This window comes from Erwinia sp. SLM-02 (genome assembly GCF_037450285.1).
Taxonomy (GTDB): Bacteria; Pseudomonadota; Gammaproteobacteria; order Enterobacterales; family Enterobacteriaceae; genus Erwinia.
In genome coordinates this window covers 313,600-333,984 of the sequence record NZ_JAQISN010000002.1, presented here as the reverse complement: position 1 = coordinate 333,984, position 20,385 = coordinate 313,600, and the positions used below count along the sequence as shown (strand labels likewise).

Genomic DNA, 20,385 nt, shown 5'->3' with positions numbered 1-20,385 from the left:
GCAGCTTTGATCGTGGGTTCACAGACAGCGGTAGGGAAATCATGAATCAAAGCTATGAATTAGCGTCGCACTTTTATGATGAAATGTTGCTGAGCGATGGACACTATCGTCAACACTATCGGGAATACTGGCAGTGGCTCCAGCAGGCTGACCAGCAGGCGATTGCGCGCAAGCGCGAAGAGGCGGAGCTGCTCTTTCACCGCGTGGGGATCACCTTTAACGTTTATGGCGAAGACGGCGGTGCGGAACGGCTTATCCCGTTTGACAGCGTCCCGCGCATTATACCCGCTGCGGAATGGGCGATGCTCGACAAAGGCATCCGCCAGCGCGTGCAGGCGCTGAATGCCTTCCTGCACGACATCTACCACGATCAGCATATCCTGAAATCCGGCATCATCCCTCCCGAGCAGGTGCTGGTTAACGAGCAGTATCAGCCCTGCATGCAGGGGATCAACCTGCACCGCAATATCTATGCGCATATCACCGGGGTGGATATGGTGCGCAACGGCGACGGCGAATACTACGTGCTGGAGGACAACCTGCGCACCCCGTCCGGGGTGTCCTATATGCTGGAAAACCGCAAAATGATGATGCGGCTCTACCCGGAACTGTTTGCCGATCAGCGCATTGCGCCGGTTGAGCGCTATCCGTCGCTGCTGCTGCAAACCCTGCGCGAAAGCTCCCCGGTCAACGATCCGGTGGTGGTGGTGCTCACGCCCGGCCGTTTCAACAGCGCCTATTTCGAACACAGTTTCCTCGCCCAGCAAATGGGCGTGGAGCTGGTGGAGAGCGCCGATCTGTTTGTGAAAGACGGGGCGGTGCTGATGCGCACCACCGCCGGGCCGTGCAAGGTGGATGTGATCTACCGCCGCGTCGACGACGCCTTCCTCGATCCGTTAGCCTTCAACCCGGATTCGATGCTCGGCGTCCCCGGCCTGCTGTCGGTCTACCGCAGCGGCAACGTGGTGCTGGCCAACGCCATCGGTACCGGCGTCGCCGACGACAAATCCATCTATCCCTACGTGCCGGATATGGTGCGCTTCTACCTGGATGAAGACCCGATCCTCAACAACGTGCCGACGTGGCAGTGCCGCCGCCCGGAGGATCTCTCCTGGGTGCTGGCTAACCTTGAAAAGCTGGTGGTGAAAGAGGTCCACGGAGCCGGTGGCTACGGCATGCTGATCGGTCCCGTTGCCAGCCGGCAGCAGCTGGAGGATTTTCGCGCGCTGCTGAAGGCGCGGCCGCAGAACTACATTGCCCAGCACACGCTGGCGCTTTCCACCTGCCCAACCTTTGTCGAGCAGGGGCTGGCACCGCGCCATATCGACCTGCGCCCGTTTGCCCTCAGCGGCGCGGAGATCCGCCTGGTGCCCGGCGGCCTGACTCGCGTGGCGCTGACCGAAGGCTCGCTGGTGGTCAATTCCTCGCAGGGCGGCGGGACCAAGGACACCTGGATTCTGGAGGATGACGCATGCTGAGTCGCACGGCTACTGGCCTCTACTGGATGGCGCGCTATCTGGAGCGCGCGGAAAATATTGCCCGGGTACTCGACGTAACCAATCGCCTGTCGCTGATGCCGGTGCGCGGCAGCCACAACAACGAACTGCGCGTACCGCTGAATCTCACCAACAGCAGCGAACTTTACTGGTCGGTCAGCGACGCGCTGGCGATGCCGCAGCTGTTCAGCTTTTTTGCCCTCGACGATCGCAACCCGGCCAGTATCTATAACTGCTGGCAGGCGGCGTGGAACAACGCTCACGCGGTGCGCGGCAGTCTGTCCTCGGAAGTGTGGGAGAGCATTAACTCCAGCTGGATCGAACTGCGTAAGATCCGCCGGCGCGGCGTCGGCAGCGGCGGGGCGGATGCGTTCTTTGACTGGGTGAAAGAGCGCTGCCATCTGTTTCGCGGCGCGATGTTTGGCACGCTGATGCGCGGCGATGCGATGAATTTTATCCGCCTCGGCACGCTGCTGGAGCGGGCGGACTGTACCGCACGCCTGATGGATACCTGGCAGTACCTCTCGGACGCCGACGACGACACGGTACGTGAATATTACCGGCTGGATACGCTGCTGCGCTCGGTCTCGGCCCGCGAAGCCTATCACAGCATCTACAAACAGCAGTTGGCGGCGGAGGGCGTCAACGAGATGCTGATCCTGCGCGAGGAAAGCCCGCGATCGCTGCGATCCTGCGTGGAAGAGATCGCCGGGCTGCTCGAACAGATCGGCAGCAGCGGCGAGGATCGTCCGCGCTATCTGATCAGCGTCCTGCACGCGCAGCTGCGCTTCAGCAGCCGGGAATCGGTACTCGATCGCGGACTGCACGCCTGGCTCGGCGCTTTCCTGAGCGAACTGGCCACCCTGTCCGACAGCATTCACCACACCTATCTGGAGGCGAAATAATGCAGCTGACCATCGCACATAAAACCTGTTTCAGCTATCAGGATCCGGTAATGCAGAGCACCCAATATCTGCGCCTGACCCCGCAGGACTCAGCGCATCAGCGCATTCTCTCCTGGGAGCTGCGGCTGCCGGGCGAGGCGGTCTGCACCACCGATGCCTGGGGCAACGTGCTGCACGTGCTGACGCTGGATACGCCGCATCAGGCCATTGAAATTGAGGCTCGCGGGGTGGTGGAAATTATCGACGGCGGCGAGTTTGCCGCCGACCTGGTCAACGCGCTGTCGCCACTGGTGTTCTTACGCCAGAGCGCGCTGACTCTGCCGGACGAGGCCATCCGCGACTTCGCCCGCCGCTATTACCGCCCGGCGGCGCCGCTGGAAAGCCTGGAGCGCCTGATGGACGAACTGCTGCTGAAAATGCCTTACCAGCCGGGCAGCACCCGCGTCACCGACTGCGCGGCGAAGGTTTTCGCCGCCGGCAGCGGCGTGTGCCAGGACCACAGCCACGTATTTCTTGCCTGCTGTCGCAGTTTGCAGATTCCCGCACGCTACGTAAGCGGCTATCTGTATACTGACAACGTTGAGCACGTGGCGACTCACGCCTGGGTGGAAGCGTGGATCGAGAACAGCTGGCACAGCTTCGACATCACTAACAACACCCGCAGCACCCGCCAGCACCTGAAGCTGGCCGTCGGCGTGGATTATCTGGATGCCTGCCCGGTGCGCGGTATGCGCCTCGGCGGCGGCAGCGAGGATATGCAGGCGTTCGCCGCCGTGCAGCAGGTGAATTTGCAGCAGTAATCTAATCGGGAAAACTATGACCTATTGTGTGGCAATGCGCTTATCGTCAGGGATGATTTTCGTTTCCGACTCTCGTACTAATGCGGGCGTGGACCATATTTCCTCTTTCCGTAAGCTCCATGTATTCCAACAGGATGATGAGCGGACGCTGGTGCTGCAAAGCGCCGGCAACCTTGCCACCACGCAGAGCGCGCTGAGCCTGCTGCGCCGGGGCTGTGAAGACGGTAAAAAACCGAATCTGATGAGCTGTAGCAATATGTACGACGTGGCGCTGCTGGTGGGGGAAACGCTGCGAACGGTGATCAGGCGCGACGGCGAAGAGTTTGGCGGCACGCTGCTGCTCGGCGGGCAGATTAAAGGCGAAGAGCCGAGGCTGTTTCAGATCTACCCGCAGGGCAACTTTATTGAAGCCAGCACCGACACGCCGTACTTCCAGATTGGCGAAAGCAAATACGGCAAGCCGATTATCGACCGCGTGCTGCGCTACGACACGCCGCTGGATCAGGCGATGCAGTGCGCGCTGATCTCGATGGATTCCACCCTGGCGAGCAATATCTCCGTTGGTCTGCCGCTGGACGTGATGACCTACCCGGCGGACAGCTTCAGCTGTGCGCAGCAGCACCATATTACCGAGAAGCATCCCTACTTCTCGCAGATCCGCCAGCTGTGGAGCAGCGGTCTGTTAAGCGTTTTCTCCCAGCTGCCGTCGCTGCAGTTAGAGGAGTAATTTTCCCGCCCGTTTGACTCCCCCGCCGCGCGGTGAAACTGGCCGCGCCACGCTGTCTTCTTTTCGTCATTTTTTTGCCATGTTGGCGTCATTCCCGGTGGTTAGTGTGCGGATAAAACACCCGGGAGATAAGCCTGTGTTTACCATTGAAACCGTACTTGAAGACCTCTGTCCTCAGCGTGAAACCCCTTCCTGGCAGAAAAGCGTCCTGCGCCGCCTGCTGCATGAAAAAGAATTCCAGCAGTTTAATCAGCGCTATAAACACCTGAAAGGGCTGGATATGGTCGAGCAGGTGCTGGAATACCTCGATGTCAGCTGTGAGCTGAGCGAACGCGATCTGGAGCAGATCCCCAGCCAGGGACCGGTGGTGATTGTCGCCAATCACCCGCTCGGCACGCTGGACGGCCTGGCGCTGCTGCATGCGGTATCGCAGGTGCGGCGCGACGTGAAAATCGTCACCAATCGCCTGCTGAACTGCCTGGAATCGCTGAGCAGCCTGATGGTGCCGGTGGACAACATGGGCAACCGCACCAGCCGCCAGCAGGTGGGCCTGATGCAGGACCAGCTGGAAAACCAGGGCGTTCTGATCTTCTTCCCGGCGGGGGAAGTCTCGCGCTTCGGCAGCAAAGGGGTGAAGGACGGCAAATGGAGCCACGGTTTCCTGCGGCTGGCGGCGCGCTACCGCGCACCGATCGTGCCGATCCACGTCAGCGGCCGCAACAGCGCGCTGTTCTACCTCACCTCAAAAATCTACCAGCCGCTGTCGATGCTGCTGCTGGTGAAAGAGATGTTCGGCAACGGCGGTGAACGGCTGAAGCTGAAAATCGGTGCGCGCATCCCCTACGCCAGCTGGCACGATGGCCGCACCCCGGCGAAGGAGCTGGCCGCGCGCTTTCGTCGCCACCTCTATCGCGTGGCGCAGGGAAAATCCGCGCTGTTCCAGACCGAAGCGGCCATTGCCCGCAGCGAAGACCGCGCGGTGCTGAAGCGTGCGCTGGCCGGCTGCGAAGTGCTGGGTAAACTGCCCGATGGCAAAACCATTTACCTCTATCGCCGCAACGGCGAGGACTACGTCCCCATCCTCCGTGAACTGGGCAGGCTGCGTGAAATTGCCTTCCGCGCGGTGGGCGAGGGCAGCGGCACCCGCCGTGACCTCGACGACTATGACGATGACTATTACCACCTGATCCTCTGGGACGAGGAAGCGCTGGATATTGTGGGTGCCTACCGCTTTATCCCCACCGCCGAGCAGTTCGAACGCCGGGGGCTGGAAGGTATCTACAGCCACAGCCTGTTCCACTACGATCACCAGATGAACCCGGTACTGATGCAGGGCATCGAACTCGGACGCAGCTTTATCCAGCCCGCCTACTGGGGTAAACGCGGGCTGGATTATTTATGGATGGGCATCGGCGCGTATCTGGCGAAATATCCGCAGTACCGCTATCTGTTTGGCCCGGTATCCATCTCCGGCGGGCTGCCGCTGGCGGCGCGCGATCTGCTGGTGGCCTTCTATCGCCTCTACTTCGCTCCATTACTGCCGCTGGCCACCTCGCGTCGCCCCTATCCGGCCTCGCTGCCGGACGTGCTGGCCCAGTTCAGCGGCGATAACTACAGCGAAGATCTCAAGCGCCTTAAACGCCTGCTGGCCAACCTTGGCACCGGTATTCCGCCGCTGTACAAGCAGTATTCCGAGCTGTGCGTAAGCGGCGGCGTACAGTTCATCGACTTCGGCAGCGACCCCGATTTTAACCACTGCATCGACGGCCTGGTGCTGGTGGACCTCACCCGCCTGAAAGAGAGCCGCTTCCAGCGCTATATCGCCATTCATCAACAGCCGGAGCAGGAAGTCGCCGTCGGCTGACCCCATTCCTTCCCGCCACAAACGTTCAGGTTAATAAACTGGCACACGTTTGTGGCATTTTTGATTCCGCCTGCTGGATATAAACTGAATACATTCCGTGCGTTAGCGCTAATCCTCTGAACTACGGGCGCTTTATTTTAATCGTTACTCTCAGAGTAACAATCAGGCACAAAGCGTAATTGATGCCCAATCCATTACGGTACAGACTGGCTACCATACTGAAAGCATCTTCAGAGGATGCACTTACAGGAGGTTAACCATGTTATCTACCCCGTCACCCCAGGTCTGGGATACACGTCGGCGCGAGAAACAGCGCCGTATAGCCAGCCTCGGTATTCCGCATAAAGTCCTGCCCACCGACGACATCGTCGCCATGCTTGAAAAACTGATCTCCCCCGGCGATCGGGTGGTGATGGAGGGCAACAACCAGAAGCAGGCTGATTTTCTCTCCCGATCGCTGGCGCAGGTGAACCCGCAGACGCTGCATGACCTGCATATGATTATGCCCAGCGTTGGGCGCAGCGAGCACCTTGATATCTTTGAAAAGGGCATTGCCCGCAGGCTGGACTTCTCGTTTTCCGGCACCCAGAGCCTGCGTATTTCGCAGCTGCTGGAAGATGGCCTGCTGGAAATCGGTGCCATTCACACCTACATCGAACTTTATGCCCGCCTGTTTATCGACCTCTCTCCCGATGTGGCGCTGGTCGCCGGATTTAAAGCCGACCGCAAAGGCAACCTCTATACCGGGGCCAGCACCGAAGACACCCCGGCGCTGGTCGAAGCGGCGGCCTTCCATAACGGTATCGTCATTGCTCAGGTTAACGAGCTGGTGGATGACGAATGCGACCTGCCGCGCGTGGATATTCCCGGTTCCTGGATAGATTTCGTGGTGGTGGCCGACAAGCCCTTCTTTATCGAACCGCTGTTCACCCGTGACCCGCGCCTGATTAAGCAGGAACACGTGCTGATGGCGATGCTGGCGATCAAAGGCATCTACGCCGAACACCAGGTGCAGTCGCTGAACCACGGTATCGGCTTTAACACCGCCGCCATCGAGCTGCTGCTGCCCACTTACGGTGAAAAACTCGGCCTCAAGGGCAAAATCTGCCGCCACTGGGCGCTGAATCCGCATCCGACACTCATCCCGGCGATTGAAAGCGGCTGGGTGAAAAGCGTGCACTGCTTCGGCGGCGAGCTGGGTATGGAAAACTACATTGCCGCCCGCCCCGACGTGTTCTTCACCGGACACGACGGCTCAATGCGCTCTAACCGTGCCTTCTGCCAGATGGCCGGGCAGTATGCGGTGGATATGTTTATCGGCTCGACCCTGCAGGTGGACGGTCAGGCGAACTCCTCTACCGTCACCCGTGGCCGTCTTTCCGGCTTTGGCGGTGCGCCCAATATGGGCCACGATCCGCACGGTCGCCGTCACGCCACCCCGGCCTGGCTGGCGATGATCAACGAACCCGACCCGCTGGCGCGCGGCCGCAAGCTGGTGGTGCAGATGGTGGAAACCTTCCAGGCGGGCGTCAAACCGACCTTCGTCGAAAAACTGGAAGCGATAGACGTGGCGAAAACGGCCGGCATGCCGCTGGCTCCGGTAATGATTTACGGCGATGACGTCACCCACGTGCTGACCGAAGAGGGGATTGCCTATCTCTATCGGGCTAAGTCGCTGGAAGAGCGCCGCGCGATGGTGGCCGCGGTTGCCGGTATCACCGACGTGGGTCTGGGCGTGGATGCGAAGCGCGTGGCCCAACTGCGCCGCGAAGGCAAAGTGGTGTTCCCGGAAGATATCGGTATTCGGCGTACCGATGCCAGCCGTTCACTGCTGGCAGCGGGCAGCGTCGCGGACCTCGTCGAATGGTCCGGCGGGCTGTATCAGCCACCGGCTAAATTCAGGAGCTGGTAATGAGCCCGCAGCGGCAGCTCGCCGCGATCGTTGCAGAGCGCCATGCGCGACATCTGGCCGTGGTGGCGACCCACTGCCTGCTGGAGGAGGCGAACCTGACGCCCAAGCCCGGCCTGGTGGACCGTCGGGGAAGTGGGGCGCATCAGGATCTCACCCTGGCGCTCCTTGAACGATCCGCCCACAGCCTGACGCCGACCTTCTACGCGCTGGCGCTGCAGTGCTGGCAGCGACCGGTCGATATTGCCCTGCGCCAGCTGGTCGGCCGGCTCGGTCGCGAAGGTGAAGCGCAGATGATGCAGACCACCGGCGGGGTTAACACCCACCGGGGGGCAATCTGGGCGCTGGGCCTGCTGATCGCGGCCAGCGCGATGCGCGGTGGCGAAGGCAGCGTGCAGCAGGTAGCCGACGATGCGGCCGCGCTGGCGAGGCTGCCCGATGACGCGGCACCGAAACTGTTCAGCAACGGTCACCGTGCCAGCTCGCGCTATCGCCTGCCGGGCGCGCGTGAAGAGGCCCAGCAGGGCTTCCCGCACGTGGTTAATCTGGCGCTGCCGCAGCTGTACCGCAGCCGTCGGCAGGGGGCCAGCGAATGCGAAGCCCGGCTGGATACGCTGATGATCATGATGACGTCACTCAGCGATACCTGCGTGCTGTCGCGGGCGGGCATGGAAGGGCTTGAGGCGATGCAACAGGGGGCCAGGGCGGTGCTGGACGCGGGCGGCGTCAGCCAGCCTGCGGGGCAGCGTGCGCTGGCGCAGCTGGATGCGGACATGCTGGCGCGAAACGCCTCACCGGGTGGGGCGGCTGACCTGCTCTCCGCTGCGCTGTTTCTTGACCGTATCTGCCCGGCATAGCGCGACGTGATGCATTCCCCCCCTTCGGGGCGGTGAGACCCATCCGTCAGCGTGAATGCCTGACATTCCGAAACAAGGATTTTTATTTAAAGAGGATCTTATGCAACAGATAAGCCTTTATTTTCCAGCCTCGCGACGCCTTAACGGCAGAGCGCTGGCGGGCGTTGTAGGCTCAGGCGACATGGAAGTGCTGTTTGTCGCCAACGGCAGCGACACCCTGAACGTTGAAATCGTCACCTCCGTGGATAACAGCAACAAGCGCTGGACGGCGCTGTTTGAACGGTTGGGCACCTTCGGGGATCTGCCCGCCGGTCAGATGACCATCCACGACTTCGGTGCCACGCCCGGCGTGGCGAGGATCCGCATTGAGCAGGTATTTGAGGAGGTAGCCGATGCGTAACGATCTCAGCTTTATTGAACTGAATGCGCGTCAGCGCGCGCGGCTGCTGCTGGATCAGGGCAGCTATCGCGAACTGTTAGATCCCTTTGAGGGGATCGTCTCACCGTGGCTGGCAATGCAGGGGATCGTCCCGCAGGCCGACGACGGCATGGTGGTGGCGAAGGGCACCATCGACGGGCAGCCCGCGGTAGTGATTGCCATTGAAGGGGCGTTCCAGGGCGGCAGCATGGGGGAAGTGTCGGGGGCCAAAATGGCGGCGGCGCTGGAACTGGCGGCGGAAGATAACCGCAACGGCATTCCGACCCGCGCGGTGCTGTGCCTGGAAACCGGCGGCGTCAGGCTGCAGGAAGCCAATCTCGGCCTGGCGGCCATTGCCGATATTCACGCGGCCATCGTCGATCTGCGTCGTTATACCCCGGTGGTAGGCATTATTGCCGGTACGGTTGGCTGCTTCGGCGGTATGTCGATTGCCGCCGGACTGTGCAGCTATCTGATCGTCACCCGTGAAGCGCGACTGGGGCTGAACGGCCCGCAGGTTATCGAGCAGGAGGCGGGCATTGATGAATATGACTCCCGCGATCGTCCGTTTATCTGGAGCATGACCGGCGGCGAAACCCGCGCGGCCAGCGGGCTGGTGGATGCGCTGGTCGGCGACGGCCAGAAGGCGGTGAAACAGGCCATGCTTGCTGCGCTGGCGAAAGGCGTACCGGCGGTGCATCGCTCCGAAAATTACCAAAACTATCTGCCGCGGCTGACGAAGTTTGATACCCGCCAGCAGGCGGACCCGCAGCAGATTACACGGATTTTCAGCAGGGAGGATCGGTCATGAAACAGCAAACAGGACGCGGTGAAATCTGGCTGCAAAAACTGACGGCGGGTGCGCGCCGCCTGCCCGGACTTTGCCCGTCCGTTCAGGTCGCCGACGGTGAAGTCCACGGCGAGGCCGCCCGCTTTATCGCCGTAGTGCCGGATGAAAAAAATCACTATCCGCGTGCCGCCGGCGGCGAAGTCGGGCTGCTTGAAGGCTGGACGCTGGCGAAAGTGGTCAGTGAAACCGTGGCGGAAGATGCCGGGAAAGCCCAGAAGCGCATTATCGTGGCGGTGATTGACGTGCCCAGCCAGGCCTATGGCCGCCGTGAAGAAGCCTTTGGCATTCACCAGTCGCTGGCCGCCGCGGCCGGCGCCTACGCCAGCGCACGGCTGGCGGGCCATGTGGTGATTGGTCTGATCGTTGGCAAGGCGATGTCGGGGGCGTTTCTGGCCCACGGCTACCAGGCCAACCGGCTGATCGCCTTTGATGACGGCGGCGTAATGATCCACGCCATGGGGAAAGCGGCGGCGGCGCGCATCACTCTGCGCAGCGTCGAAGCGCTGGAAAAACTGGCGGAAACCATCCCGCCGATGGCCTATGACATCGGTCACTATCAGACTCTGGGCCTGCTGGAGTCGCTGCTGGATATCAGCAAGCCGGACGCGCCGGACGAGGGCGATATGGCCCAGGTCCAACAGGCACTGGCCGCCGCCGTGGCCGCTGCCCGCCGCGATCCCGGACTGCAGTGCCGCCTGCAGGCAGAGAACCGCAGCAGTTCTAAACGGGTTCGCGAACGGATGCGAGCGGCCTGGTAATACCGATTAGTTAAGACAAACCTGCCGGGTTATCTGCGGGGGGCAAACGGAATCCGTCCCCCGCAGCAATGGCCTGAAAAATAAAATAATAATCATCGCACCGGTGCTCAATCTGACGACCAGGTGATGTTATGACTTATATAATTATTCATGCGCTAGCCCCTATTTTTGTGATTATGCTGCTCGGTTTTTACGCCGGGAAAGCGAAGATGGTAGACAACAAAAACGTTGCTCTGCTGAATGTATTTGTGATGGATTTTGCTCTGCCCGCCGCGCTGTTCAGCGCAACGGTAAAAACCCCCTGGCTGGGGATTGTCCAGCAGTCGCCGCTGATCGTGGTGCTGGTCGTGTCGATGTGGGTAGGCTGGTTCGCCATCTATTTTACCGCCACGCGGTTATTCCATAAGTCACCGCAGGATGCCGCCGTACTGACGCTGACCGTCTCGCTGCCGAACTACGCGGCGCTGGGACTGCCTATTCTCGGCAGCGTACTGGGCGAAGGGCCGTTGACGTCACTCTCCGTTGCCGTCTCCATCGCCTGCGGTTCGGTGCTGCTGACGCCGTTCTGCCTGCTGATCCTTGAGCGTGAAAAAGCGCTGGCGGCGGGTAACAGCCAGCAGTCCGGCATTGGCATGCTGCCGATCCTGATGTGGCGTTCGGTGACTAAACCCATCGTCTGGGGTCCGCTGCTGGGCGTGGTGCTTTCCGGGTTGGGGATCGGCATGCCGGAAATTGTCCTGGCCGCGATTAAACCGCTTGGCCTGGCCGCCACCGCCGCCGCGCTGTTCCTGACCGGGGTTATCCTCTCTGCCCGCAGGTTGAGTATCAACGGTGCAGTGATCCTCGGCAGTATTACCAAACTGCTGATCCAGCCGCTGATCGCCTGGGGCGTGGTGCTGGCGCTGGGCCTGCATGGCCAGGTGGCGATCACGGCGATCCTGATGATCGCCCTGTCGGCAGGCTTTTTCGGGGTGGTATTCGGCAACCGCTTTGGCGTGCAGTCACCGGATGCCGAGGCCGTGCTGCTGATCACCTCACTGTTGTGTATCCTTAGCCTGCCGTTATTTATCACGCTGACTTCCGGGATGTGAAATGAGTTCACCACACGATCTGATTTGGGTTTCCGACCGCACCGCACTGCAGGGTGACCTGCCGGAATGGGTGGCCAGCCAGTGGCGGTCTGCGCTGCCGCTGGTGGTCCGTCGGGACTACGATGAAGGCGGACGCGTGCCGGTTGGCGTGCGGGGACTGCGGCGCGATCTGCGCGCCGCAGGCTGGGTCGACCCCCGGCATATCCGACGTATTCTGTCGCCGGAAATGCTGAGCGATCCCGCACGGCTGCTGGCGTCGCCGTATATTTCCCAGCCGCCGCTGCAGGCCGCGCTTCAGCTGGCCCAGCAGGCGTGGACGTGGCGCTGGGGGATTACCGGCAGCGTGGGCTACGCGCTGGCGACCGAAGTGCCGGTGCTGCGCGCCAGCAGCGATCTTGACCTGCTGATCCGCAGCGAACAGCCGTTGGATCGCGCCGAGCTGTCGCGCTGGCAGACGTTTGTCAGCCAGCTACCCTGTCGGGTGGATACCCAGATTGGCACGCCGCGTGGGGGATTTGCGTTAAACGAATGGCTGCGGGAGGGACGGGTGCTGCTGAAAACGCCGCATGGCCCGTGCCTGACCGATCGGCCCTGGAGCACAGAATGAAAGTCCTGTTTACTTTCCCAGGCCAGGGCGCACAGCGCCCCGGCATGCTGCAACAGTTACCTGATGGCGATGTGCTGCTGGATGAAGCCAGCGAGGTACTGAATGAAGATGTTCGTTTGCTGGACGGCGCCGGTGCGTTACGGCACACCCGCGCGGTGCAGCTGTGTATTTTGATTAGCGGGGTTGCCCACGCCCGCGCGCTGGAACGGCAGGGCACCGTCGCCGATATTACCGCCGGACTCTCGATCGGCGCGTATCCGGCGGCGGTGATCGCCGGTGCGCTGCCATTCAGCGACGCGCTGCGGCTGGTTTCTCAGCGCGGGACGCTGATGGAAAATGCCTGGCCGCAGGGCTATGGATTAACGGCGATTGTTGGATTTCCGCAGTCGGAGCTGCTGCCGCTGCTGGGCGACGACTGCTGGCTGGCCAATGTGAACAGCCCGCACCAGATGGTTATCGCCGGATCGGATGCGGCCATGGCGCGGGTAGGGGCCGAGGCGAAGTCTCGCGGTGCCCAGCGCGCCTGTCGGCTGGCGGTGAGCGTGCCTTCGCACTGTGAGCTGCTGGCGAAGCCCGCGCAGGTGCTGGCGCAGGCCTTTCAGCAGGTCACGCTGCAGCGTCCACGCTGTGCGTATCTCAGCGGCAGCAGCGCCCGGGTGCTGTGGCAGCCGGAGCAGATTGCCAACGATCTGGCCTGGAATATGGCCCGCAGGGTTAACTGGTATGATGCGATGGTGGCGGCGGAAGAGCGTGAGGTGGGGCTGGCCGTTGAGATGCCCCCCGGCTCGGTGCTGACGGCCCTGGCGCGGCAGTCGTTCAGCCGCGGTGGCGAAGCGATCTCGCTGGAGCAGAGTGGGCCAGCGCTGGCATCCCGCCTGGCGCAGAGAGCCAGGAACGCGGGCTGAGATGACCGGGCACGTGGCGCAGAGAGCCAGGAATGTGGGCCGAGCAGGCCGACCTGCGCTGAGGATCAGGAGTGAGCGCCGCGCTGGCGGCTGTACATCCTGCCTTCTGCCACCAGCGCCAGCAGATTGGGGTCGTGCTCACGGTTGCGCTCAAAGACGATGGCGATGTTCTGGCGCATCTGGTACGGCTGCGCCAGCCTGAGTAGCTGCACCGAATTCTCGTATACCCGCTTCATGCGGCCCGGCAGCAGGGTAAACCCCACGCCCGCCTGCACCAGGCTCAGCATCGAAAAGATATCGTTAACCCGGGTGACAATCTCCGGCTCGTAGCCGGCAATGGCGAACGCTTCGCGAAAGCCCTGCCAGGTGGCAAACCCTTCATCAAGAGAAACAAATTTCTCCAGCCGGTAGTCGCGCAGATCGGCCTCCTGGCTGACGTCCAGCCCGGACGCGGCCGGGGCGGCCAGAAAAATATCGTCCTCGAAAAGCGGCAGCGTTTCCAGATGGCTGTGGTTAATGTGCTCACAGGAGGTGGCGATCAGAACGGCATCCAGCGATCCTTCCTCCAGGCGGCTCAGCAGCATTTTATTGGAGCCCATCGTCAGCTCCAGCTCCAGGTCGGGCCGGCGCAGCTTCATGCCCATGATCAGCTGTGGGATCGTCTCCAGCGTGAGCGAATAGAGCGTGCCCAGCCGCAGACGGCCCTGGCTCATCCCCGCGGTTTTGCGAGCTTCTTCCACGCCGCGTGACAGCAGATCCAGCGCATCCTGACTGTATTCCCACAGGGTATGCGCGGCAGGCATCGGCACCAGATTACGTCCCTGATGAATAAACAGCGGACAGCGCAGGCTTTCTTCCAGACTGTGCAGCGCGCGGTGCACGCTGACGCTGCTGATCCCCAGCGCCTCAGCCGTGCGCGCAAGATTACCGCGGGTCATAAAAGCGATAAAAATTTCCAGTTTACGAACGGTGATATCCGAATCGATGCTCATTGTGATCTGCTTGCGTTAGTCGCCATGTGATGAGTTTAACGAGTCTATGCGCAAGATACACACGGGCTTTTACGCTTTGATGCGACGCTCTCTGATTGGCACAATTTATCTTCCCGCCGCCCTCGCCGGCGACGGCGCACGGCGCGCCTTTCATTCCGTCGGCTGTCACCGCGCTGTCATCTTTGCTCAGTATGTTCTAAGCCGTTGCTTTAATTGAACGGAGTCCGAGTGCCTGATGTCTGCGATCCTGATCGAGAATCTGTGTAAATCCTTTGGCCAGCAGCCGGTGCTGCGCAATGTTTCGCTGCGGATTGAGCACGGAGAATTTATCGCCGTCCTTGGGCCTTCCGGCTGCGGAAAAACCACCCTGCTGCGCACGATTGCCGGGTTTGAAACCCCGGATTCCGGCAGCATCACCGTCGGCGAACGCTGCTACAGCGCGCCGGGCCAGCATCTGCCCCCGGAGCAGCGCGAGCTGAGCGTGGTGTTCCAGAACTACGCCCTCTGGCCACATATGTCGGTGGCGGAAAACATCGAATACAGCCTGAAGGTGAAGGGGATGGATCGCGCCAACCGGCGCATCCGGGTGGATGCCGCGCTGGAGCTGGTCGGTCTGGACGGCATGGACGAACGCCGCCCGGCGGACCTTTCCGGCGGACAGCGGCAGCGCGTGGCGCTGGCGCGCTGCCTGGTCACGCGCCCGCAGCTGGTGCTGCTGGATGAACCGCTGGCCAACCTTGACGTGCATCTGCGCGCCGCGATGGAAGAGGAGTTTACCCGTTTTCACCATCATGCCGGCGCCACGCTGCTCTACATTACCCACGATCAGCATGAAGCGATGGCGTTAGCCGACCGCATCGTGGTGATGCAGGCGGGGCAGGTGATGCAGTTCGCCAGCCCGCAGGAACTTTACCGCCAGCCCGCCTGCGAAATGGTGGCGCGCTTTATTGACGATGGCCGGGTGGTCACGGTTGGCGATATCGAACCCGACGGTCAGGGCTTTGCCTGGGTCACGCTGTTTGGGCTGCGGGTGAAGCTGCGCGCCAGCCCCACTCAGGCGGTCCTTCCCAAAGGAAAAATTTGCCTGCACGCGGGCGATCTGCAAAGGGTGGCGAACGATGCGCCCGGCTTTGACGGCCTTCTCCGGCGGGTGGTGTATCGCGGCGGCTACAGCCAGTTGGAGATCGAACCGCTCGGCGACGCACAGTGCCGCCTGACGCTGATGCAGGCCGATGGCGCGCCGCTGCGCGTGGGCGATCGTATCAGACTGGCCGCCACCGACGGCTGGGTGATCCCGCAATAACCTCTTTTTTCAATTCATTAAGGACTACAGATGCGTAGCACGGTAAAAATTCTGGGACTGCTGGCGTTCACCTCTCTGTCAGCCCAGGCGGCTGACGGCAAGTTGGTGGTGTATACCTCGCAGGCACCGGAGATCGCTCAGCAAACCATCGAAGCTTTTAAAGCGGCCAACCCCGGAATTGAGGTTAGCTGGACCCGCAACGGCACCACCCAGCTGATGAACGTGCTGCGCACCGAAATGATGAGCGGCGACGTGAAAGCCGACGTGCTGCTGGTGGCGGACTCCATCAACCTGGGCGCGCTGAAGAAAGAGGGCAAGCTGATGGCTTACGCGGATGCGCCGGTCAGCCATATCAGCCCGGATTTCTACGACAAGGATAAGACCTGGTTCGGTACCAAAATCATCGCCACGGTGATTGGCTACAACACCCAGAACGCCAAACCGGTTAACAGCTGGATGGCGCTGACCGAGGCCGGCAATCGCGGCCAGGTGGCGGTGCCCAGCCCGCTCTATTCCGGCGCGGCGCTCTACCATCTGCACACCGCCATCAATACGCCAACAATCGGCTGGGATTTCTATAAAAAGCTGGCGGCCAACGGCATTACGCCGGAAGGCGGTAACGGGCCGGCGCTGAAGGCCGTCGCCAGCGGCGTCGCCAAATACGGGATCATCACCGATGCTGACCTGATCCGCGCGAAAAAACAGGGCTCGCCGGTCGATCTGGTGTATCCGCAGGAAGGCGCTTCCTTTGTGACCGAACCGGTGGCGATCCTCGCCGGTGCGCATAATGTCCCTGCGGCGAAAGCCTTCGTTGATTTTATGCTGTCGGAAAAAGGCCAGCAGCTGGTGGCGCAGCAGGGCAACCGGCCGATCGATAAACGCGTGGCGGCGCCGGACGGCTTTGCGCCGATCGACTCAATCAAACTGCTGACGCTGGACAGCGATAAAGCGGTTAATGACGATACGCAGGTGCGTGAGAAATTCACTGAAATCTTTGGCGGTTAACCGATGAGCGTATTGCCCGGTATGATGCGTAGCGCCCGTCACCCCCGAGCTATCCGCTGGCCGGGCAGTGAACGGTGGATCCTCTGGCTGCTGGCGATAACGATCGGCCTGCTGTCGATTGCGCCACTGGCTCGGCTGATCTGGGCGGCGATTGCGCCGCAGGGCGTACCCGACAGCGAGCGCCTGCTGCGGCTGTTAAATACGCACCGGGTGCTGCGTGCTACCGGCAATACGCTGTTTATTGCGCTGGGTGCCACCGCGCTTTCTCTGCTGCTGGGAACTCTGGCGGCGTGGCTGGTGGCGCTGAGCAACATCCGCGCCAAAGCGGCGTGGGTCTTTGCCTTTATCCTGCCGCTGATGATCCCGCCGCAGGTGACCGCGCTGGCCTGGGTCCAGGCGATGTCGCCCTCCAGTCTGCTAATGACGCTGCTGTCCGGGCTGGGCCTGTCGCCCGTCGCCGGCCGGCCACCGCTCTATTCCATGAGCGGCATTATTCTGTTGCTTGGGCTGCACAATGCCCCGCTGGTGTTTCTGGCCGTGCGGGCCGGATTACAGAGGCTGCCGTCCGATCTGGTGGAAGCGGCGCGTATTGCCGGCGCTTCGCCGCTGCGGGTGCTGTTCACGGTTATCCTGCCGCTGGCGCGCCCGGCGATTTTCGCCGGAGCCGCGCTCTCCTTCGTGGCCGCCGCCGGTAACTTTGGCATCCAGGCCATGCTGGGCATTCCGGCGCGGGTGCCGACGCTGATCACCCTGATCTACCAACAGCTCAACAGCAGCGGGCCGGGCGCCCTGCCGGATATGGCGGTGCTGTCGCTGCTGCTGGCGGCGATTACCCTGGCCGGAATGCTGATCAGCAGCCTGCTGGGCGGCCGGCGCGATGTACGGGTGAGCGGGACGGCGCAGGCGCTGACGCAGCCACTCGGGCGCTGGCGTCTGCCGGTGGAAGCCACCGCTTGGCTGCTGATGGCGCTGATCCTGCTGCTGCCGCTGTCGGCGCTGCTGAGCACCTCGCTGACCCAGGGGTTTGGCCAGGCGCTGAATGCGCAGACGCTGACGTTGATTAACTACCGCAACGCGCTGTTTGACTATCCGGCGGTGCGCCATGCCTTCTTCACCAGTCTGTGGCTGACGGCGATTGCGGCGGCGATCCTGACGCTGATGGCGCTGTTTATGGCCTGCTACCTCAGCTGGCGGCGCAGCCGCCTGGTACGTGTGCTGCATCTTTCCAGCGAGCTGGCCTATGCGCTGCCGGGCGTGGTGACCGGCATTGCCGCGCTGCTGTTTTTCCTGCGGCCGCTGCCGCTGGTTAACGTCAGCCTGTACGGCACGGTGTGGATTATTCTCGCCGCCTATCTCTCCAACTTCCTCGCGCTGGTGCTGCGCCCGACGCTGGCGGGATTTGCCCGCGTTGAGCGCTCGCTCGATGAGGCGGCGCAGCTGGCCGGCGCGGGCTTCCTGCGGCGCATGCGTGACATTCTGCTGCCGCTGGTTGCGCCCTCGGCCATCGCCGGGGCAATCCTGGTGTTTCTCACCGCGCTGAACGAAATCCAGGTGTCGATCCTGCTGGTGACCTCCTCAACCCAGACGCTGGGGCCGACCATCGTCTTCCTCGATGAAGGCGGGTCGTCAACATTGGCGGCGGCGGTGGGCTGCCTGATGATTCTGGTGGTGGTGGCCCTGATGCTGCTGGCGTCCTGGTGCGCGCGCCGCCATAAAGGCGTGCTGCCGTGGCAGGTTTGAGGAAAACGCGGCCATTTTTCACCGTGTTTTATGACAGGACGCGGGAATCTGTATCGGAATATGTTTTGCAATAAAAGTGCCATAGAGCGGGGCTAGTCTGCGGGCGACAGGGTTAACGTGATAATAATGAGGATGATTTATGCGCTTTCGTCTTACGCTTCTTGCCGTTTCGCTACTGACTGGCCCACTGGCACAGGCTAAAACCACTGCAGAACTGCCGCAGATCGCGGCCATCGCCAACACCACCACGCCAGCCAGCAGCAGCCCGGCGGTGGTCGCGCTGGAAGCTTCGGTGCAGACCGCGCTGATTAACAGCATCAAAGGTGACAGCAGCACGCTGGCGCGCAGCCAGCTGGAAACGGCAAAACAGGGCGGTAAGCAGGTCGACAAAGCCTGGCTACAGGCCAGCGGCTATGACTTCGGTAAAAAGGCCAATCAACAGGCGGGGATTGAACTGCTGAGCGCCTTCAGTAAGCTACCGCAGGCGACGCTGGCGCAGAACCTGGCCACGGTAGAAAACATCAACCTGAACGCCACCGACGGCGCACGCCGCCAGGCGCTGGTCGATGCTGAAGGGCAGAACTACCTGTACTTCCTTGCCGATGCGCTGGGGCCGAAGCTGGGTGAGGCGTTTATCCGCGCCTATGATAAAGGCGAACTGGGCAAGGCGGCGGCGCTGCTCAAGGCCAGCGAAGTCAGCACCGGCGAAGCGAAAAAGCACTTTGACTACAAGCGCCCGTTCCTGATCCCCGGCAACACCATTCACCTGGTGCCGGACAGCGCGGTGGCGAAAGATAATCATCCCTACACCGCCGACGGCGGTTCGTTCCCGAGCGGCCACACCAATACCGGCTACACCGACGCGCTGCTGATGGCGCAGATGCTGCCTGAGCGCTACGTGCCGCTGATCGATCGCGGCGCGCGCTACGGCTATTCCCGCATCGTGCTCGGGGTGCACTATCCGCTGGATGTGATGGGTTCCAGAATGGTGGCCGAGCGCAACGTGGCGCACTACCTCAACGACCCGCGCTACCGTGAGCTGTTCGATGCGGCGAAACAGCAGCTGCGCAGCGCGCTGGAGAAAGAGTGCGGCATGTCGCTGCGCGACTGTGCGAAAGTGCCCGCGCAGGACGATCCGTATGCCGCTCCGGCGATGCAGACCTTCTATCGCTTTACCATGACCTACAACCTGCCCGCCGCGAAGGTAAAAGCCGCGCCGCTGGTGGTGCCGGAAGGGGCCGAAGTGCTGCTGGAAGCGCCATTGCCGAACCTCAGTGCCGCCCAGCGCCGTCAGCTGATGGTGCGCACCGCGCTGGCGAACGGTTATCCGCTCTCCGGCGATGCGTCGCAGAGCTTCTGGCAGCGCCTGAACCTGCACGATGCGGTGAAGTCGGCCGGGCGTTGAATGCGCCGATCGCCGGACGCGAATTAACCTGATGTTTTATCATGCTAATGATGTAGTCTGAATGGGCTGAAAAAGCAGGCGACAATCTGTTGTTGTCGTCTGCATTGACTAACCCTAATGCGGTCCGTGGCCGCCAGAGAGTACAACATCAATGAGCGAATCCGGCACAACCCTTCGTATCGAACCCTACAGCGCAAAACATCAGGCAGCGGTCTTCGATTTAATTCTGCCGATCCAGACTAACGAGTTCAGCATTCCCATCACCGCAGAGCAGCAGCCCGATCTTAACGATATCGAAAACTTCTATCAGCAGGGTAAAGGCCAGTTCTGGCTGGCGCTGGTGGACGATCGCGTGGTCGGCTGTATCGCGCTCAAGGATATTGGTCATCGCCAGGCGGCGCTGCGCAAAATGTTTGTGGCGGCAGAGTATCGCGGGAAGGCGTATGGCACCGGGCTGGCGCTGCTGAACATCCTGCTGGCGTACGGCCGTGAGCAGGGGCTGACCGATATCTTCCTCGGCACCACGTCACTGTTCCTTGCCGCGCACCGTTTCTATGAAAAAAATGGCTTTACCGAAATCGCCGTCCCCGAGCTGCCTGCCTCTTTTCCGGTGATGAAGGTGGATACCAAATTTTACCGGTATACCTTTTGAAACTGTCATTAAATGAAATTTTTTGACACATCTTGTTTTAACTTTCATCGCCACGTAGCATGCCCCTGCAGGATTTTAACTGAGAATAATAATCATTTTCC

The 20,385-nt window shown here is 61.6% G+C and carries 19 protein-coding genes; 18 read left to right on the top strand and 1 reads right to left on the bottom strand.

What is annotated here, in order from left to right; translation table 11 throughout:
* Nucleotides 1–41: 41 nt before the first annotated feature.
* The 13 genes from PGH32_RS14750 (at nt 42) to mdcH (ending at nt 13,187) form a co-directional block, all read left to right on the top strand.
* Nucleotides 42–1,478: a circularly permuted type 2 ATP-grasp protein gene (locus tag PGH32_RS14750; RefSeq protein WP_314417962.1), complete on the top strand. Its 1,437-nt coding sequence runs from the start codon at nt 42–44 to the stop codon at nt 1,476–1,478.
* Entirely contained in the window at nt 1,472–2,401 is a 930-nt protein-coding gene (locus tag PGH32_RS14745) for an alpha-E domain-containing protein (protein ID WP_337894415.1), read from the top strand. The genes PGH32_RS14750 and PGH32_RS14745 overlap by 7 nt, the downstream gene beginning before the upstream one ends.
* A complete protein-coding gene (locus PGH32_RS14740; RefSeq protein ID WP_314417968.1) occupies nt 2,401–3,201 on the top strand; it encodes a transglutaminase family protein in 801 nt (266 codons plus the stop codon). Before PGH32_RS14745 ends, PGH32_RS14740 begins: the two co-directional genes overlap by 1 nt.
* A gap of 16 nt (nt 3,202–3,217) precedes the next feature.
* Nucleotides 3,218–3,928, top strand: coding sequence for a proteasome-type protease (locus PGH32_RS14735; RefSeq protein WP_314417970.1), 711 nt, complete (start codon nt 3,218–3,220; stop codon nt 3,926–3,928).
* 136 nt (nt 3,929–4,064) lie between these two features.
* Complete coding sequence (locus PGH32_RS14730) at nt 4,065–5,792, top strand: lysophospholipid acyltransferase family protein (RefSeq protein WP_337894414.1); 1,728 nt, start codon at nt 4,065–4,067, stop codon at nt 5,790–5,792.
* 259 nt (nt 5,793–6,051) lie between these two features.
* Entirely contained in the window at nt 6,052–7,704 is a 1,653-nt protein-coding gene (gene mdcA, locus PGH32_RS14725; protein WP_314417972.1) for a malonate decarboxylase subunit alpha, read from the top strand.
* Nucleotides 7,704–8,558, top strand: coding sequence for a triphosphoribosyl-dephospho-CoA synthase (locus PGH32_RS14720; RefSeq protein WP_314417974.1), 855 nt, complete (start codon nt 7,704–7,706; stop codon nt 8,556–8,558). Before mdcA ends, PGH32_RS14720 begins: the two co-directional genes overlap by 1 nt.
* A 100-nt stretch (nt 8,559–8,658) precedes the next feature.
* Complete coding sequence (mdcC, locus tag PGH32_RS14715) at nt 8,659–8,958, top strand: malonate decarboxylase acyl carrier protein (protein ID WP_314417976.1); 300 nt, start codon at nt 8,659–8,661, stop codon at nt 8,956–8,958.
* The gene (locus PGH32_RS14710) at nt 8,951–9,787 is read left to right on the top strand and encodes a biotin-independent malonate decarboxylase subunit beta (protein ID WP_314417979.1); all 837 of its coding nucleotides are present in this window, start codon (nt 8,951–8,953) and stop codon (nt 9,785–9,787) included. Before mdcC ends, PGH32_RS14710 begins: the two co-directional genes overlap by 8 nt.
* The gene (gene mdcE, locus PGH32_RS14705) at nt 9,784–10,584 is read left to right on the top strand and encodes a biotin-independent malonate decarboxylase subunit gamma (protein WP_314417982.1); all 801 of its coding nucleotides are present in this window, start codon (nt 9,784–9,786) and stop codon (nt 10,582–10,584) included. The genes PGH32_RS14710 and mdcE overlap by 4 nt, the downstream gene beginning before the upstream one ends.
* Nucleotides 10,585–10,715: 131 nt before the next feature.
* On the top strand, nt 10,716–11,675 hold the full coding sequence (locus tag PGH32_RS14700) for an AEC family transporter (protein ID WP_314417984.1): 960 nt from the start codon (nt 10,716–10,718) through the stop codon (nt 11,673–11,675).
* 1 nt (nt 11,676) lies between these two features.
* Nucleotides 11,677–12,282: a malonate decarboxylase holo-ACP synthase gene (locus PGH32_RS14695; protein WP_337894413.1), complete on the top strand. Its 606-nt coding sequence runs from the start codon at nt 11,677–11,679 to the stop codon at nt 12,280–12,282.
* Nucleotides 12,279–13,187, top strand: a complete 909-nt coding sequence (mdcH, locus tag PGH32_RS14690) for a malonate decarboxylase subunit epsilon (RefSeq protein WP_337894412.1) — start codon at nt 12,279–12,281, stop codon at nt 13,185–13,187. The genes PGH32_RS14695 and mdcH overlap by 4 nt, the downstream gene beginning before the upstream one ends.
* 65 nt (nt 13,188–13,252) lie before the next feature.
* Here the strand turns inward: mdcH and PGH32_RS14685 are convergent, their stop codons facing one another.
* Complete coding sequence (locus tag PGH32_RS14685; protein WP_314417991.1) at nt 13,253–14,179, bottom strand: LysR family transcriptional regulator; 927 nt, start codon at nt 14,177–14,179, stop codon at nt 13,253–13,255.
* A 235-nt stretch (nt 14,180–14,414) separates the two neighbouring features.
* Between PGH32_RS14685 and PGH32_RS14680 the strand changes: the two genes are divergently transcribed.
* The 5 genes from PGH32_RS14680 to PGH32_RS14660 all read left to right on the top strand — a co-directional run bounded on the left by PGH32_RS14680 (nt 14,415) and on the right by PGH32_RS14660 (nt 20,284).
* A complete protein-coding gene (locus PGH32_RS14680; protein ID WP_337894411.1) occupies nt 14,415–15,482 on the top strand; it encodes an ABC transporter ATP-binding protein in 1,068 nt (355 codons plus the stop codon).
* Between the two features lie 30 nt (nt 15,483–15,512).
* Complete coding sequence (locus PGH32_RS14675) at nt 15,513–16,487, top strand: ABC transporter substrate-binding protein (protein WP_314417996.1); 975 nt, start codon at nt 15,513–15,515, stop codon at nt 16,485–16,487.
* A 21-nt stretch (nt 16,488–16,508) separates the two neighbouring features.
* Complete coding sequence (locus tag PGH32_RS14670; protein ID WP_337894635.1) at nt 16,509–18,227, top strand: ABC transporter permease; 1,719 nt, start codon at nt 16,509–16,511, stop codon at nt 18,225–18,227.
* Between the two features lie 139 nt (nt 18,228–18,366).
* Nucleotides 18,367–19,632 carry an acid phosphatase gene (locus PGH32_RS14665; protein ID WP_337894410.1) on the top strand — a complete coding sequence of 422 codons (1,266 nt, stop codon included), beginning with the start codon at nt 18,367–18,369 and terminating at the stop codon, nt 19,630–19,632.
* A 151-nt stretch (nt 19,633–19,783) separates the two neighbouring features.
* A complete protein-coding gene (locus PGH32_RS14660) occupies nt 19,784–20,284 on the top strand; it encodes a GNAT family N-acetyltransferase (protein ID WP_314417998.1) in 501 nt (166 codons plus the stop codon).
* Nucleotides 20,285–20,385: the final 101 nt, after the last annotated feature.